Annotated in this window: 12 protein-coding genes; 9 read left to right on the forward strand and 3 right to left on the reverse strand. The window is 65.4% G+C overall.

Annotated elements, in window-relative coordinates; all coding sequences use genetic code 11:
- Window positions 1-270 precede the first annotated feature (270 nt).
- Both ACIQIB_RS23565 and ACIQIB_RS23570 read right to left on the reverse strand, forming a co-directional pair.
- Window positions 271-1,032 carry a hypothetical protein gene (locus tag ACIQIB_RS23565; protein WP_400760316.1) on the reverse strand — a complete coding sequence of 254 codons (762 nt, stop codon included), beginning with the start codon at window positions 1,030-1,032 and terminating at the stop codon, window positions 271-273.
- Window positions 1,033-1,536, reverse strand: coding sequence for a helix-turn-helix domain-containing protein (locus ACIQIB_RS23570; protein WP_400760318.1), 504 nt, complete (start codon window positions 1,534-1,536; stop codon window positions 1,033-1,035).
- 743 nt (window positions 1,537-2,279) lie between these two features.
- Here ACIQIB_RS23570 and ACIQIB_RS23575 point away from each other — a divergent pair.
- Window positions 2,280-4,196: a helix-turn-helix domain-containing protein gene (locus ACIQIB_RS23575; protein WP_400760321.1), complete on the forward strand. Its 1,917-nt coding sequence runs from the start codon at window positions 2,280-2,282 to the stop codon at window positions 4,194-4,196.
- A 762-nt stretch (window positions 4,197-4,958) separates the two neighbouring features.
- Window positions 4,959-5,477 carry a hypothetical protein gene (locus ACIQIB_RS23580; protein ID WP_400760323.1) on the forward strand — a complete coding sequence of 173 codons (519 nt, stop codon included), beginning with the start codon at window positions 4,959-4,961 and terminating at the stop codon, window positions 5,475-5,477.
- 642 nt (window positions 5,478-6,119) lie between these two features.
- On the opposite strand, the gene ACIQIB_RS23585 is transcribed toward ACIQIB_RS23580, so the two are convergent.
- On the reverse strand, window positions 6,120-6,590 hold the full coding sequence (locus tag ACIQIB_RS23585) for a LysM peptidoglycan-binding domain-containing protein (RefSeq protein WP_400760326.1): 471 nt from the start codon (window positions 6,588-6,590) through the stop codon (window positions 6,120-6,122).
- Between the two features lie 287 nt (window positions 6,591-6,877).
- On the opposite strand from ACIQIB_RS23585, the gene ACIQIB_RS23590 reads away from it, so the two are divergent.
- The 7 genes from ACIQIB_RS23590 (at window position 6,878) to ACIQIB_RS23620 (ending at window position 15,780) form a co-directional block, all read left to right on the forward strand.
- Window positions 6,878-7,777 (forward strand): hypothetical protein, encoded by a 900-nt coding sequence (locus ACIQIB_RS23590; protein WP_400760329.1) that lies wholly within the window; start codon window positions 6,878-6,880, stop codon window positions 7,775-7,777.
- A gap of 107 nt (window positions 7,778-7,884) precedes the next feature.
- On the forward strand, window positions 7,885-8,931 hold the full coding sequence (locus ACIQIB_RS23595; protein ID WP_400760331.1) for a hypothetical protein: 1,047 nt from the start codon (window positions 7,885-7,887) through the stop codon (window positions 8,929-8,931).
- A 319-nt stretch (window positions 8,932-9,250) separates the two neighbouring features.
- A complete protein-coding gene (locus tag ACIQIB_RS23600) occupies window positions 9,251-10,492 on the forward strand; it encodes an AAA family ATPase (protein ID WP_400760334.1) in 1,242 nt (413 codons plus the stop codon).
- Window positions 10,493-10,602: 110 nt separating this feature from the next.
- On the forward strand, window positions 10,603-12,288 hold the full coding sequence (locus ACIQIB_RS23605; protein WP_400760337.1) for a hypothetical protein: 1,686 nt from the start codon (window positions 10,603-10,605) through the stop codon (window positions 12,286-12,288).
- Between the two features lie 416 nt (window positions 12,289-12,704).
- Window positions 12,705-12,965 (forward strand): hypothetical protein, encoded by a 261-nt coding sequence (locus ACIQIB_RS23610; protein WP_400760340.1) that lies wholly within the window; start codon window positions 12,705-12,707, stop codon window positions 12,963-12,965.
- A gap of 238 nt (window positions 12,966-13,203) precedes the next feature.
- The gene (locus tag ACIQIB_RS23615; RefSeq protein WP_400760342.1) at window positions 13,204-15,222 is read left to right on the forward strand and encodes an AAA family ATPase; all 2,019 of its coding nucleotides are present in this window, start codon (window positions 13,204-13,206) and stop codon (window positions 15,220-15,222) included.
- Between the two features lie 372 nt (window positions 15,223-15,594).
- A complete protein-coding gene (locus ACIQIB_RS23620) occupies window positions 15,595-15,780 on the forward strand; it encodes a hypothetical protein (RefSeq protein WP_400760345.1) in 186 nt (61 codons plus the stop codon).
- Window positions 15,781-15,880 lie beyond the last annotated feature (100 nt).

A 15,880-nucleotide genomic window follows, 5' to 3' on the forward strand; every position in this document is an offset into this window, starting at 1 on the left:
CGCTCCCTCAAACCCGAAAGATCATCGCGTCCAACAGCCACGGCCCTCGCAACTCCCACAGATCGCGGGTGTTGCGAGGACCGTTAGAACCCAAGATCTCCGGGGCCTTCGTCGTGGTCACGATCACGAAACGCCGATGCCCATTGACGACCACGACCGAGTGAACCGCTGCGCTACGAGGACCCGGTGTGGGAAGACGCCTTCGCTTCTCGCGCTGGGCCAGTGCACGGAGGTCATGGTTTCAGTGACGAACAGTCTCGGCGGAGGTCGTCAACCGACGACCGTAGCCTTTCTCTGGCGTAGACGCTCACGTACGGAACCAAGCATGGGAAGCGTCAGGCCTGAGAAGAGGAAGAGCACTGCCAGCCCGCTCAGGCCGGGGCTCACAACCTCTTCGGTCTTCAGCGGCCACGGATCGTTCAGGATATAGAAGATGATGTACGACCCTTTGGAGATGGAATACGCTATCCCCAGAGCGGCGGCCATCGAGGACAGAGAGAAGCCGGCACCGCTCCAGGGGCGGATCCCCCAGTTGCGTCGCGCCGCTCTGCCGCACATGAAAGCGAGCTCTCCACAGGTGACTAGGACGTACGAAAGGTAGACGAGTAGGTAGGCGGCGACCTTGGGGTCAGCGACGTAGGCGGTGGTGAACTGGACCTCGGACCGGTTCGTGGCCAGGAAGAGCGGCACCATGATCGCCAGTTCCACTATCGCGGCGAAGCCGCGCTGGTATATCGCGGGTTTCAGGTACTCGGGCCGGTAAGCCAGATCCACCATCGTGATCTGCAGAGCGGCGCACCACAGTATCGCGCAGACATGGGCTACTAGTTTTCCTACATTGACGATACCTGTGATGTCCTCCGCCGCTTGGGCGACTACGGGGACGGCACACAGGACGCCCAAGGTGCACACACCGAAGGCGATGGCGATGGCCCATGTGGAGACGCGTGGGTTACCCACGGCTCTCCGTGTGCAGAGTGCTGAGACGAGCAAACCGGCCACGGCGCACGTCCCGAAGATTATGCCGTCCACTTACAGCCCTTCCAATGTGTCAGCCGCATAACGTGCGGCCTCGTCTTTGCTCCGTCGGCGTTGGCGTTTGCCCGGTGCCTCGCTGGCGTCACTGACGGCGACCCGATTCAGGCCGAGGTCGGCCCGGCGCCGTTCCAAGTCTTCGATGACGCTCTGCAGTTCACTGGGCGGAAGCCCCCTGAGCAGGATCAGGACACGGCGTACGAGCGGTTCCTCGAAGGCCAGCAGGGCCTCAAGGTCGTCGTAGCTCTCATGCGGCAGCAGGTGGGCGGGCGGGACACCGCCGAGAGCTTCGCACAGGGCCATGATCGTGTTAACAGTCGGGTTGTCCTGGGAGCCGTTGGCCAGCTTGGCGATGGTGGCATGAGACACCGAAGGGTGCTCACCCGGCAGTTCATCCACGGAAGCTGACAGCGAGCGTGACGTGTGCGCCCGGCCCCGGTGCCCGGCCATAAGTGCTTTGAGCTTCTCCGCCAAGGACAGGCGGCTGCTGCTGCTCACCACGGGCGGAAGCTACCGGATGTGGCCTGGAGGCTGTCCTGCTGGTAACTGCACACGACCATGTATCGGTCTCTCGCTCTGTCGGGGACGCGTACTCTGTGTACTTTAGTTGACACGCTCGCGTATGCAAGGCAGGATCGCGGCAGGGGGTAAATCCGCTGCGCAGCGGGACGTGTACTGAATGTGACTGCGCTGGGACTTCTAGTGTCGCGGCGTGGGCGCGCACCTGGGCCATGGATCCATGGTGGTTCGCCGAGTTGGGCGGTGGCGGACGAACTAGGAGGCTGGCGCATGCCGTATGACCTGCGGTTTGTGTCTTCAGGTCAGATGCTGCGCCGACAGGGGGGAAGAGCTGAAGGTGAAGTCAACATCGGCGATCAGGCGAGCCGTCGTGTGCGTGAGGCGCCAAGCAGGCCGTGAGTTCTCCTGGCGCACTTCAGCGCAGAGTCTCGAGCGGGCCCCTCGCGCGTCTGCGTGGTGCGTTCCCCCGGCCCGGATCTCTGCTACCGGCCGGACGAAGAACCCGTGTACGCCACGTTGGGACACCCTGGAAGACCTGATTCACGGCAAGGCCCCGTGTAGCTTCGCAACTCCGCCTCGCACACCTGCACAGGCTGCGCGGCGCAGCCTTCGTCGAGCGAGCACAACTGCCCTTATGAAGTCGTGACTTCCTGTGCGCCATCCATGGCAGCTCAATCGTCAATGGCGCATTCACGACTTTGTCCGGACAGCCCGAGGAGCGCTCGATGCCGACACTGGGCTCGCTGCCCACCGACATGCCTGAACTCAGACTGACATTCGTATGGGGCGACCCAAAGCGCGTCGGGGCCAAGGAGGTTGCCGGCGTGGTCACCATGGCTCCAGAGCAGTTACTGAATGATGGTGTTCCCGGAAACCTGCCCGATAGCTCCCTCGTCCTGATCACCAGTGCGGTGCCTTTTCGGCTCCGCGGTCGCATCACGACGGTGCTGGAAACATTGCTCCAGCACATGAGCCGGAAGGGGAGCCCAGGGCTCATCGTCAGTGCCGTTCCCGGCGCTCGTCAGCCATTTCCCCAGCCTGTCATGGATCAGGCCAAGCGCCTGGACGTCCCGCTCCTGACCACGACCGCACCTGCCGAAAGGTGGGAAGGCGTGCACGACGAAATCCAGCAGTTCAGGCTCAGGCTTGCCGAGCGCCGCGCCTCCCAACTCGGCTCACTCGTCCAGGAACTGCCCGCTCAGCTTGCCGACTCCCGGGCCATGCAGCGTATTGCGGACTGGCTCGCACGAGTCCTGGACGTTCAGGTCCTGGTCAGTGAGCCGGAGCGGGTCCTTGCCGCTTCGCCGGCCACCGCGGCCGAACAGCTCGCACAGGCCATCATCCAGCAGTCCATCGACGCCGGTCTGCCCGATGCTCCTTCCAGGCCGCATACCCAGCTCATTCCGCTGGCTCCGACCTCAGGGGTGGACACGGTACTTGCCGTGGCACGCCGAATTCCGTTCGATGAGGCGGACCTGCGGCTGCTGCGTCACGCGGCGAAGCTGTTGGGACTCGTGGACCAGGCGCACCGCGAGTACCGGGCGGCCTCCGACGCCTCCAGGGCGGCACGCAGTGCAGCTTTTGAGCTGCTTTTGGACGGTGAGGTAGCAAAGGCCCGTCGTGTCATGACCAGCATGGTGCCCGGGCTGCTGGAGCCGGATACTGCTCGTGTCTTCGTCGTGGAAACCGAGCAGGCGCATCGGGATGCCGCTGTGCGTCGTTGCAGTGCCGCCATCGGCCATCATGCTCTCGTCGTACCCGACTCAAGGAGAGCGCGAAGGATCATAATCGTGCATCCGATCCGCTCCGAGGAGGACAATGGGGCCGCCGTTTCTGCCGAGCTCACCTACCTGGTCGGCGCATTCGGAACCCATTCGTCGCTGGGCGGCAGCGGCGTCTACTCCATGACGCTTCTCGCCGATGCCCTTCACGAGGCGATCACCGCGCAGAGCTTTGCCGCACTGCAGCCAGACCCGGTAGCCCTTTCGGTACATGAGTCCGACCTCGTCGGCCTTCTTCCTCAGGCGGAAGCACAGCATTGGGCCCGTCATCTGCTGAGTCCACTGATGCGGGACGGGGCGCAGTGGGAGTCGATGCGTGAGACACTCCCGGCCGCCCTTGCCTATCCGTACACGGTGGCTGCTCGCCGGCTTCACTTGCACCGCAACACCGTCATGCGCCGTGCTGCACGGGCGGCTGAACTCCTCGACATGAATTTCGGACGGGTGGGCGACCGCATCATCGTCGCTCTGGCCCTGGAAATGGTCACGCAGAGGGAGACAGCCGTCCCGGCCGCGCTCACCGGCGCGGAACCGCCCGCGCTGACAGGCCTCCTGGCCGCCCCTCAGGTGCAGGCGTGGGCGCAGACCCTGGTCCGGCCAGTCCAGGCAGATCGGCGCGACCTTCTGACAACGGCACGTGCCTGGCTCGCCTTTGACACACATGTCGAGCCCGCGTCCCGCGCGCTCGGGCTCTCCGAGGTGACGGTTCGCTCCCATCTGCGCGCTCTTGAGAACCACATGCAGCGCGATCTGGCCACCCTTTCCGGTGTGCGCGACCTCCACGTCTCTCTGCACGTCGCTACGGGTAACCCTGGTCTTCTCACAGATCACCCTGATGACGGTCTGTGCATCATGGCCTGAGCCAGGTCAAGAATTCAGAACAGCATGCCGTTCCCTTGCGTTCGCTCACGTGAATCGTGAACCGTGTGCGGGGCTGTGCGTATTCGAGGCGGATGAAATCATCAACAACCGGCGAACGGTCTCAATGGGAATGTCTCAGGGTGGCCGGTCGGGCCCCCGGGGCGGCCATCCGTGTCAGTGGTGTGCACCCCCGGCGTGAACATCTCACGGGAGGTGCACACCTGCAGTGTCAGGTGGCTGCCAGGTGCAGAGCCGAAACTCCCAACCCGTTGGTTTGTGCAGAGGCGTAATGGCGTCGCCTACCGCATATGCATAGCGTTGCTGGTGCAAGTCGATGCCCAGTTGCGGGATGAGTGAGCTGGACCGATCCACGCCATAGCAGCGCGGTACAGGCTCTTTCTGACGTCGGGCCCCCCGAGACAACAGGGCGAACGATATGAACGTGAGGTACCTGAAAGGCCCGCCGGAACGGCGTGCTGCCGTGTCAGCGGGCGGCAGCGGATTCCGGACAGGGCCGATCCGTATCCAGACTCCCGACGCGGACAGACGTGGCGCTAGCATCCGCCGGCGCTCGTCGGCGTCGTTCAGGTCGGTCACGGGCTACCAGACCCGTGACGGGTCTTCCGTCGGGGTAGAGCATCTCCTCTCCCGGCGCGTGGTGCGCGGCAGGAACGAGGCCCGCTGCTTCGAGGCATGTGTCGTAGCCAATACGCCCCCTGGCACCGCAAACCTCCCGGATCTCGCATATGAAGGAGCGCACCGATGATCCACCCCCACCCAGAAGCGTCCAACTCTGACGAGTTCAAAGGCTTCAACGAAGCCCGGCGCATCATGTGGTGCCATGAGGCTCGTACGCGCGTGTACGAGCGGTTCAAGCAGACGAGCTTCATTGGTGACACAAACGTTGCAGCGGTCCACGTCGACAACACCACCAGGGCAGACCGCGTGTTCCTCGTGGCATTCGACAAGGCCGGCCAGCAGGTCGGCGTCGACATCCTCTACATCGACGAGCCGAATCAACACCTCGACATCGCGTCCGAGTTCGACCACGACTTCACCGGCATGGACATCGTTCCGGACTCTCGGCTTGACCAGGCCATCTCTCGTGAGAACGGCTGGGTCGTCAACCTGAAGGTACTGCGCGAGTACGAGCCCTTGGCCGATCGCCGGGCCACGCAGCGCGCGGTGTTCCTGGCGCATCTGCAGGACATGATGAAGAACGGCGAGGTCCGCGGATTCCTGTTTGGCCGGGGTGAGTCCGATGACACTGATGCGGCGTGAGAGGCCACGACCTCGTACCTCAGACGACCCCGCCGGCCAGGCTGCTGGCGGGGTCGTCTGGTCTCTGACGCTGTTGCAGTGCCGTATTTCCACAACAGGGGAGGGGATCAGCACAGCTGATCCGGGTGTCGAACCCAGGCCGGGTGCTTGGCGGGGAGACATGCCATGGACCGGCTCACGCCGGTCCCGGGTGACACCTCGCGGCGAGCCCTACGAGGCCACGCAGTTCGTCTCGACACCGTCGACCTCCAGGAGCGGCAGCCATGAGCAAACCGCCGAGCGTGGACGACCTCACGGTCCAGTTCCACAGCAACCGCGCTGACGCTACCGCGGCGAGACCACGCCCTGGCAGGCCCCTGAGGGAAGTCCCTGCCGCGCGCGTCCAGTGTCTGGATCCGGCCGAGTCTGGGATCGCGGCTCTCGCTCCCATCTGGTGGGCAGGATTACGCTCCCGCTCCGGATGGCATCCGTTCCGTGACCGAGGAAGTCGAGCGCTGGTGCATCTGTGCACGCGACTGCTGAACCAGCGGTCCCGCAGGGAAGCGGAGTCCTCCGCCTGAGAAGACGACGATGCCCTGACTGCCTCGTGGCGGCCAGGGCATCGAATCAGGCTCGGCCCGCGGCAGTTGTCCCGCCGGGTCGTCACACCTGTGGGATGAGCAGCGAAGCCCCCGCGTAGATGAGATCCGGATTCTGGATCTTGTTCGACTCGACCAGAATGCCGACCGGCACCCCCGTCGTCCCCGAGATCGCGGTGAGCGTATCGCCCGGCTCGATGGTGTACGGCTTCGCCTTCGGCGCGGGCTTCTCCTCGGCCGGTGCACCCGATCCGTTGGGCTTGTCCTCGTCGCCGCGACCGGGCGCCGGATCCTGACTTGCACCTCTCTCGTCATGCTTCCCCGTGCCGCCCTCGTTCGGCTGCTGGGCGCTGCCGCCTCCGGCGTTCTTCTCGTCGGGAGTCCCCGGTGCCTCGACCGGGGCGTGATTGCCCTGCAGTGCCTGGATGAAGCCGCCGTCGGACGTCGCGAGCTGCGTCAGGCCCCATCCGGCGAAGAGCGCCGCTCCGCCCACCATGACGCTGGCGGCGATGACGGGTCCGTTGCCGAAGCCCATCGGGCCGACGCGACTCCCAGCGGCCGCCCTCGTCTGCGCCGACGGCTTCAACGCGGTCCCCACCGGCCTCTGAACCGTAGCTGTCATCCCTGTCTCAACTCCCCTTCGAATAGTGCAAGCAGCCATTCATGTCCGACACCTTCATCCTACTCGTAGTTCAATCGAAGTTGATACAATAAGGGATTGAATGGCGGTCCGAATCGTGCCCAATAGGCCCCGCTGGCCCCCCTGAACCGCCGACCGTCAGACCGTCAGACCGTCAGACCGAACGAAGGAACCGCATCGCCATGGCCAACTACTCCATCTCCGCCGGCCGGATCGCCGAGGGTAAGAACGTCTTCATCCGCGGGAAGCTCGGCTTCGCCGTACTCGCCCGCCTCATCGAGGGCGCGGAGCTCGTCGCCAGCGACGAGCGCAGGACGAAGAACGGCATGACCCCCGTCGGCAAGCCGCACACCACCGCGACGATCACTCACGCCGAGGTCGAGTTCGCCGATGTGAACAACCCCACACTCGAGGAGCAGTTCGTCTCCGAGCGCCGCTTTGACTCGGTGAAGCGGCCCGAAACCGGACCCAACTACTCCATCGACTCCAAGGGCAGTACCCTGCCGGTCATCGCGATCCCTTCTCGGAAGGGCGACGGCACCTACGACCTGGACGAGTCCGGCCAGGAGCTCGCGCAGGGCCTCGACGTCACGCTCGTGCTGCGCACCTACAAGCCGAAGAACTTCAACAACCGGGGCCTGGCCCTCGAACAGGTGATCGTTCACGAGACGCCGCGCTACTACAGCGCCGGCGGCATCGACCAGGCTGAGCTGGCTGCGCGTGGCATCGTGCTCAACGGGACGCCGCGCCCCGTTCAGGTTGCTCTCGCACCTGCCGCCGCGGTCCCGGTGGCGACCGAGGTCGAGGACGGCCTGTCCTTCCCGGCCCCGCAGCCGGCGTCCGCACCTGTGGCTGTGGCCGCGCCGGCTCCGGTTCAGAGCGCCCTGGCGACCGCCGCTGGTGCTCCTGCTCCTGTCGCCGCTCCGGCTCAGCAGGAGAGCCTGGAGCAGAAGCTCGCGCGTCTTGAGACCGAGAACGCCTCCCTCAAGGATGCCGGTTCGGCCGTGGGCTCGCCTGTGGGACCCGGACCCTGGGACGGCTCCGGCCCGGCACAGCAGGCGGGGATCACTTACCAGGGCTGATCCACGTCGCCTATCGATGAGGCCCCCGTACTCGCATCCGTGCAGTACGGGGGTCTTGTCTTTCTCCTCTCCTCCTGACTTCTCCGATCGAGAGTGCGCGTCCCACGATGACTCCAGTCGACCCTCATGCCTGGTTTCCGCAGTTCTACGGCAACTCCGCGATCCGCACGCTCGCCAGTGCCTGTCGGTGGACCATCTCCGGACAGATCGGGGAGGAGACCCCCGGCGATCCCTCCAAGCCGCCGAAGCGCAAGGTGCCGATCGACGTGCGGCACCTGCTGGACGGCTGCACGTCCAGTTGCCAGCACGCCGGCCCACTACGCGGAGCCTTCGCCCTGGACGAGACCTGCCTGCTGACCCTCGACGAACTGACCGCGGCGATTCCGAACGCCGCGAACACCGCCTTCTACCTCCAAGCCCAGACTGACGGGCTGCTCGTCCTCGATATCGAGGCCGGCTGCCCGCCAGGTGTGGCCGCAGACCTGCTGCGGCTGCCGGGCAGCCTCTACTCGGAGCTGTCGATGTCCGGCCGGGGTTTCCATCTCGTCATGCCGCTGCCGAAGAACTTCCACGACTTCCCTATAGCCGCCGGCAAGCGCGTCCTGCGCGAGGAACACGGCTGGTACGAGCTGCTCCTGGACCACTGGTCGACCTTCACCCGCCAGCCGGTGCCCGATCGCATCGTTGCCCGTGTCAACGCAGCAACTACCGCGCCGGCCTTCACCTCCATCGAGGACCTCTACGCTCAGCTGGCCGTGAACGCCAGCGAGAGCTCCGGTGCTTCCGCATCAGTTGTAGACACCGCCGAGGACATGCCCGACATCCCGTACTCGCAGGCCATCGTTGAGCAGACCCTGGCCAGTGCACGCCACCAGCTCCGGGACCCTGGCGACTTCAACCACGACATGTCCCGCTGGGAGTTCTCGGTTCTCGCCTCGCTCTACGGCTGGATGCGGACGCAACTGCGCGCCTACAGCGCCCTCGGAGTCGAGTATTCGGCGGGCGAAACCGCGTGGTTGCTCTACAAGGCGGCGCTCGACGTCATCCCCGCGCGCCCCAAGCACAGCGAGCGGCGCAACGGCCGGCCCTTCCTCCTCGACCGGGCGGCTGCGCTCGTGGCCGACCGAGAGGCCCGCTCCTCGTCAGCCAACTGACGCTTGGTGCCTCTTCCTGCTGCTGCTTCTGTTCCTGGTTCGTCTGCTGCTTCTGGCAGCGGGTGGGGTGGGTGACGGTTGCCGAAGCGGGGCCGATCACAGGTGGGAACAGCGCTGAATCGCGCGGAGCGCGATCGGGTGGCGATGTGCAGCGGGGCTCCATCGCGACCCATGGCGGGAGTGCAGGTCCCCGCCGGGTTCCGACGGCTCGGCACGCGCCACAGGACCGTTCACGGCCTATGCGGCCTCGGCATCGCCGGGAGCAGCAGCGCCGTCCTCCGTCGTCTCGTCCTCTCCCACGCACAGAAAAGACAACGACATGAAGTTCAACGACACCCTGACGACCCTCATCAAGCAGGCCCTTGAGGTCGGCGCGACGCCCGCCCTCATGGGCGAGCCCGGCATCGGCAAGTCCAGCTTCGTGGAGGCCCTGGCCTACTCCATGGGCACGCAGGCATTCACGCTGCCGTGCAACCAGCTCGCCGACAAGGCCGACCTCACCGGTGCGCGCCTGGTGCCATACACCAAGGACGACGGCACGCAGAGCTACAAGCAGGTCTTCTACCCGCACCAGGTGATTCAGGAGTGCATCGACTACGCCGAGAAGAACCCGCGCGAGTGGCCGATCCTCTTCCTCGACGAGATCAACCGCACTACCTCCGACGTCACCTCCGGCGCGCTGACCCTGGTCACGCTGCGCCGCATGGGGTATGTGGAGCTGCCCAAGAACGTCCGCATCGTCGTGGCCGGCAACGACAAGGGCAACGTCACCTCTCTCGACGAGGCAAGCCTGTCCCGCTTTGCGATCTTCCACGTCGAGCCCGACGCCGCCACCCTCATGTCCGTCCTCGGCGACAACATCAACCCCTGGGTGAAGACGGTACTCACCCAGTACCCCGGGCTCATCTTCCAGAAGTCGACGCCCGAGGCCATCGTCGCCGACGGCCAGGACGACGACGACAACGGCAACGTCACCATGGCCGAGCTGTTCGACGGCGGCGAGGAGATGAACCAGCTCACCACGCCGCGCACCATCGACAACCTGTCGAAGTGGCTCAACGCGGCCGACCCGCAGCAACTGGCGCAGTACCTGGCGACCCCGATCCAGATCGGCGACCGCGAGACCTCGCTGCTGAACGAGGCCATCGAGGCCTACGTCGGGGACACCACGTTCACCACGCAGCTCGTGGCCACCATCGCCCAGGACCTGGCGAGCAACGCCGGGGGCGTGCAGCAGCGCCGGGTGAACGTCCCGAAGCCGAACTGCTACCAGAGCCTGAAGGCCGCGGCGACCGTGACCGACATGGCCGCGGTCATCGTGACGCTGACCGACAACGAGAAGTCCGGGTCGCTGCTGTACGCGCTCAAGGAGAGCGAGGACAACGCGCGCCTCATCGAGCAGCTGGCCCAGGCCATGACCCAGATCGAGCCGGAGCACACCCGCACGCTCATCGAGTTGGTGACCAGCCAGCAGATCGACCGCCAGAACCTGGAGGCCTTCATGGAGACCGACGCTCCGATCGTCAACCAGGCCAAGCCGGTCCTCTCGGCCTTCCTCTGATCGATCGATCACCGGTGGTGGGGGTCGCTGCGGGCTGCCGTCCTTGCTGCACCTCCCCACCACCGGCGGCGCTCTGGCGCCGCCTTGTCCTCAGAAGGAGACCACGACCTATGACGATCACCGTCACGAACCAGAAGCCGGCCGTACTCGACGCACTGCACACGATCTCGTGCACCGGTGACTACGACCCGATGCCGGCGATCCGGCAGACTCTCGTCGACCCGCTGCTGGAGCCGTTGAACCCCAGCGCCCCGGCGAGCATCACCGACGCCCAGGGTGCTGATCTGACGGGGGACATCCCGGATCTGGTCCTGAGCTGCCTCGGCGACACGCTGAACGTGGCCAGCGAGCAGACGGTCAAGGAGGTGCTCGGGCAGACCCTGATCAACTTCGACCAGGGCACACCGCTGCCGGTTGCCGAGCTCTTCGCCGTCCAGGCCGGGCAGCAGAACAAGATGCCCGCACCCTCCCCGCGGGTGCTCTACACCGCGCAGGCCGATGTCCTGCCGGCCGCGAAGGCACTGCTGGCGGGGACCGGCGAGGAGAGCGCCTTCTTCGCCTCCGTCGCCTACACCTTCCACCCCGACACCCTGGGGTTCTGGTTCCAGTCCTCCGCGGCCTTCGACGGCTTCAAGACCTGGTTGTCCCAGCAGACTCAGACGATGGCCAGCGCGCTGCCGCCGGCCACCACCAAGCTGCTCAACGACTTCACGGCCCTGTCCCTGAAGGGGCTCACCGAGTCGCTGCTGGTGCGCAAGGACGACTCTGACGCCAACGACGAGCACTCCTTCGCCCGCGTACTCGTGCACATGCTCATGAACTACGTCGAACAGCAGCGGGCGCAGGCCAGCCGGCAGAACACCACCCTGGACACCGGCGTCCTGCCGTTCACGGTCGGGGAGCTGTTCTGCCCGCGCTCCCTCGTCCTGGTCAACGTCGAGGCCCATGCCCGGGCCACCGCGGCGAAGATCGCGGCGGAGTGGAACCTCATCAACCAGTCGCTGATCTCGCCGGTGAAGGTCGTCTCGAACACGTCGCTGTCCAGGCTCACGTCGCTGCCCCGGGCCGCCGCCCGGGCCGCCGCTCTGGGAGCCAAGCAGCAAGCGGGCCAGCTCGGTGGCCGCAGCGCCCAGGTGGCGTTCCGCAAGCAGCCGCCGAGCAAGCTGGACCTGTTCAAGGACATCACCCGTGTGCTGCGCCGGATGGGCAAGGTCAACAAGTCGCAGAACATTTTCCGCACAACGACGGCGACCTTCCTCAAGGCCAACCGCCGGAACCCGGACGACTTCAACAAGCCCGGCCGGATCACCTCGGTGCAGTACATGCCCGACCTGCATATCTACATCGACACTTCCGGTTCGATCTCCGAGGAGAACTACCAGGAGGCGGTCATGATGCTCATCCGGATCGCCAAGAAGCTCAACATCAATCTGTACTTCAACTCGTTCAGCCATTTTCTGTCCCAGGAGGTGATGCTGCGTACGGAGAACAAGTCGACGGCTCAGATCTGGAAGGAGTTCCGCAGGATCCCGAAAGTCACGGGCGGAACCGAGTACATGCAGATCTGGCAGTACATCAACGCCAGCCGGGTGCGCCAGCGCAGGCTCTCGCTCATGATCACCGACTTCGAGTGGTCGCCGCCGTCCAAGCGTCAGGACCACCCGAAGAACCTGTACTACGCGCCGTGCTCCGCCATGGACTGGTCGTCCATGGTGGACCTGGCCAAGCGTTACGCCGACTCGATGCAGCACATCGACCCGAGTATCCGGCAGAGACTGCTCGGCATGGTCGTCTGACCCTGCGCCTCCCAGCAACCGCCAGGAGCGGTGCCGTGTGAGCAACTCCGCTGACCGGCACTGCTCTTGTCGATCCTGAATTCCTCTCTCGCCCATCACGGCGAGCAGCCGCACTGTGGAGGAATCTCCGATGCGGATTCCCGCGGATGTGCTCGCAGCTCTGTCAGGCCGTACCAAGGCTGATGGCCATCGCCTGATGCTCGTCGGCCCCCGTTTGCCTCCCGCCCTGTACCAGCGCGTCAACGAGGCCCTCGAAGCGGTCGGCGGCCGATGGGCTAGGGCCGAGGGCGCTCACCTTTTCCCCGTCAAAGCCGCCGAGGCGCCCGCCCCTTGCTCACCACCGGTGAGTCGAGTGGGTTCGTCACTCAGGAAACAGTTGTCAAGCCGACCTCAAACCCGGAGGAGAACTGAAGACTATGAAGCTGTGGCAGGTGACCCGCACAGACGGCTGGGGGCGTGACGAGTATGACGCCGTCGTCGTCCGTGCCGAGAACGAGGACGAGGCGCTGCGTACTGTCTGCGGTGGCCCCAGCAGAGACCCCGCACTGGCATCGATTCGGTACTTCGATGACGAGCCGTTGCGGGGGTTCCGCCTTGATCGGTCCAACGCCAAGGTCGAGGAGCTTACTTCCGAGGGGCCATCCGGCATGGTCATTGGGAGCTTCAACGCTGCATAACCCGTGCTGAAATCGAAAGCCACTCTGGCCTACACCCGACATCCCAGCCCAGGACGCGCAGGAACTCGGAAACCCGGCCGACATCGCCGCGGAGATCGTCGCTGATCTTCGCAAGGCAGTCGCCGCTTTCGAGGAGGTCGCTGCCACGCTCACCAAGCCTGCGCCCATCACCGCGCCGGGCGCTGTCGAGGCCACCTGATCCGGCTGCCCCTCGGAAACCGTCAAGAGCAGTGCTGCTTTGGCAACCCCTGACTTTCCCCCTTACCCATCCATATCCCCGCTCGGGACACCGTGGCGCATCCGCCCAGCGCGCCACCACGCCGAGCGACCCGCACCGAAGGAGGACCCGGTGGGTCTCAGCAACTTCACACCCGGCGGCTCCGACGACGACAAGGGCAACGGCGGTGGCGGCAGCCTCCCTCCGCAGTTCCCGTCCGGGGGACTGCCGTCCAGCGGTGGCAGCGCCGATGACGTCAAGGAGCTCCTCGTCGACTACAACGAGAAGTTCAAGAACGCCGATCCGACCATGTTCCGTGACACGCTCATCGGGCAGGTCCTCTCGGTCATCATCAGCAAGACCAAGCCCAACACCCTGCTGGTCGGTTCCGCCGGCGTCGGCAAGACGAAGATCGTCGAGGACATCGCACGGCGCATCGCGCTCGGCGACGCCCTCATTCCCGACCAGCTCAAGAACTACACGATCTACGAGCTGCCCATCACCAACATCATCGCCGGGACCGGCATCGTCGGCTCACTGGAGGAGAAGGTCAAGGCGATCGTCGAGTTCGCCTCGGATCCCAAGAACAAGGCCATCCTGTTCATGGACGAGATCCACCAGATCACCGGAGGGTCCGGCAGCCACGGCGACGCCGTCGGCCGCAAGATCTCGCAGATCCTCAAGCCGGCCCTGGCCCGCGGCGACATGTCCGTCATCGGTGCGACCACCAGCACCGAATCCCGGGCCTTCGACGAGGATCCGGCCTTCGCCCGTCGCTTCACCCGGCTCATCGTCGACGAACTGAGCGTGGAGCAGACCCTGGCCGTGATGAACACGGTCCGTCCCGGCCTGATGGCGCACTATTGTCACCAGATCGGGGTCTCCGACGACGTCCTGGCCTCGGTGGTACAGATCGCCGAAACGAACTCCCGGGCTGGCCAGCACCGGCCGGACAACGCCATCACGCTGCTCGACCGGGCGATGGCCGATCGGGTCCTGGAGCAGAAGAAACTCATCGTCCAGGCCGAGGTCGCCGGCGACACGGCACTCGCGCAGACCTTGCGATCCATGCCGCAGGTGCCGCTGACGAACACCCGGGTGCTCGATGTGGCCAAGCGCCTGATGACCGGAAACGCCCAGCGCAAGGATCTCGACGTCGCCGTGCTGAGCGCCACGCTCACCAGCCGCCTGCAGGGCCAGGACGACGTACTCGCGAAGCTCACGGACCGTCTGGCCCGCGAAGAACTCGACCTGTTCCCGACAAGGACACCCACGACGTGGCTGTTCGCCGGGGCCTCGGGTGTGGGGAAGACTGAGGCGGTCAAGATCATCGCTGAGGAGATGACCGGCAGTGAGCCGATCATCCTCAACATGACCGAATTCCACGGCGAGTGGTCGACGTCGAAGATCATCGGCGCACCTCCCGGCTATGTCGGATCGGACTCCAACCAGGAGCTCCCGTTCGACACGCTGGAGTCCAACCCCCACCGGGTGATCTTGCTCGACGAGTTCGAGAAGGCCGACAAGGCCGTGCAGCGCCTGTTCCTCTCGGCGTTCGACGAAGGCTACATCCGCAACGCCCGCGGCAAGATACTGGACTTCTCCAAGGCCTTGGTCATCTGCACGACCAACGCCGCCCGTGATTCGCTCGACGGCAAGATGGTCGGCTTCGGCAACAACCCGAAGACCGTCTCGAACCAGAGCCTCAACAAGGCGCTGGTGCAGTTCTTCGACGCCGAGCTGCTGGGCCGGTTCTCACTGATCGTGGGGTTCAACCCCATCGACCGGCAGACCTACCGGCTGATCATGGCCGCCGACTACGAGCGGCAGCGTGAGCGGATCGCCGAGGCCAAGCCGCGGCTGGCCCAGGCGCTGCCCGTGGCGATGCCCGACGACGAGCTGCGCGCCATCGAAGAGGCCACCTACGTGGACTCCCAGGGGGCGCGGCCGGCGCGCAAGGCTGTTCGCACCTGGATCGAGGACTACCTGCTCGCTGCCCAGACCGGTGGCACATCCTCGACATCCCCGTCGGACGACTGAACGGCCGCCCGGATCGCCTGAGCGCTCCCGTTCAGGATGCTCAAAGCGCAGGAGCCCTCGGCGTCCTCACCTCCACGCCTTCACAGCTCAGAAAGGTAGGTCTCTGTCGGTTATGGCCTGGATCCAGACCCTCAATGCGACGTCCCCGAAGGGGCAGCGAGTGGAGTACTGGCAGAACCCGGGAGGGGGATACTCCCTGGCTGAGTCCCCAGCGCTGGTACGGGTGTCCGGTCACACCGTGGTCAACGGCTGGTCATGTGATGGCGAGACGTATGCGGAGTACGCGCGCATCGTGCGCGAGGGGCACGTCCCTGTCAGCACCGACGCGCACGAGGAGGCGTGATCATGAAGTAGGACGAGTGCGGGAGCGGTATGACCGTGCGGGACACCCGTACCGCAGAGATGTTCACGGTCGTCGGTCGTCGTGGAGTCACCGACGACGGCATCGCCACTGCCACCGACTGCGGTGCGTGGGCCGAGCAGGCCGAGCCGAACTCTGACGGTATCAAGGAACTGTGGGTCGTTCACTGGTCGCACCTTGAGCGCGTAGCCGACTGATCCTCCGGATCATCGGGCGCACCCCTTGCCGGGTGCGCCTTCCTTGTCAGCCCCTTGGACCTCAATGCCGTCGACGGTCCCGACCGGCGCTGTGACTCGC

This window comes from Kitasatospora sp. NPDC092286 (genome assembly GCF_044755565.1).
In the GTDB taxonomy this organism is placed as follows: domain Bacteria; phylum Actinomycetota; class Actinomycetes; order Streptomycetales; family Streptomycetaceae; genus Kitasatospora.